Source organism: Alteripontixanthobacter muriae, from assembly GCF_013336795.1.
Classification (GTDB): domain Bacteria; phylum Pseudomonadota; class Alphaproteobacteria; order Sphingomonadales; family Sphingomonadaceae; genus Pseudopontixanthobacter; species Pseudopontixanthobacter muriae.
The window spans coordinates 1-1036 of the sequence record NZ_JAAFZT010000033.1 but is presented as its reverse complement, the minus strand read 5'-3'; the positions used below and the strand labels follow the sequence as shown (position 1 = coordinate 1036).

The window sequence follows — 1036 nt, the reverse complement described above, 5'->3', positions numbered from 1 at the left end:
CTGCGCTTGTCACCAATCCGGACGGCACAGTGGAGGCGCAGATGGTGGCGTCAGGGCTGGATGTCCCTTCGTTTCTAGGTCCTATGCGGCTGGCCGGCTCGGGTAAGCCTGACGTCGTAGGGGCGTTTCGCTTCCTTTGTGCACCGAGCCACTACCTTTATGATGATCCTATCGTGATGCCGGGGCGTCCCGGTGAGTCCCACCTGCACCACTTTTTCGGTAACACCGGTGCAAATTCCAACTCGACCTATGAGTCTCTGCGCACGAGCGGTGACAGCACCTGCAACAATGCGCTGAACCGTTCGGCCTATTGGCAACCCGCCATGCTCCAGACGCTAGCGGATGGAACGCAGCAGGTCGTCGTGCCGGACTACAACAACATCTACTACAAGCGTCGGCCAGCAAACGATCCATGGTTTGTGGAGAAGGGGGATATCCCAGTAGATGTGCCCCGTGGTTTGAAGTTCATTTTCGGTTGGCCTGATAAAGCGCCTTTGTTCAAGTGTATCAACGGTTCGCGCAACGTTACTGACTGGATGGAGACCATGGAGGAAGCACTTGCTCCGTGCACAGTGGGCATGCAGCTAGATATCTCTGTCCAATCACCTTACTGCTGGGACGGTAAGAACCTCGACAGCCCCGATCACCGTTCACATATGTCGTACGGTGGCAGCGCTGGTTGTCCAGACACACATCCGTATCACATCCCCGTCTACACAAATCAGTCGATCTATACGATCAAGGAAGGAGACCGGCCGGCGACGTGGCATCTGGCTAGCGATCATGTGATGACTCCGGATGGTCCCAGAGGGCAGAGTTTCCACACCGACTATTTCATGGGCTGGGAAGATACGATCCTAGACCGCTGGATGGCGGCCTGTATCGACAAACTTCTAAGCTGCTCCAGCGGCGATCTCGGCGATGGACAGATAATGATGCAAGGGGCCCTCTATCAAGAGCTCATGGCCAAGAAGGCGCAACGCCTGCCGGTGCCGGAACGAACTGCTGCCATGGCACACCATTGACGGGCTCGATC

At 56.6% G+C, this 1036-nt stretch carries 1 protein-coding gene; it reads left to right on the top strand.

Annotation, left to right across the window (positions count from 1 at the left end; genetic code table 11):
- On the top strand, window positions 1-1025 hold a 1025-nt coding region (locus G7A66_RS09930; RefSeq protein ID WP_174295532.1), incomplete at its 5' end, for a DUF1996 domain-containing protein.
- Between the last annotated feature and the right edge of the window lie 11 nt (window positions 1026-1036).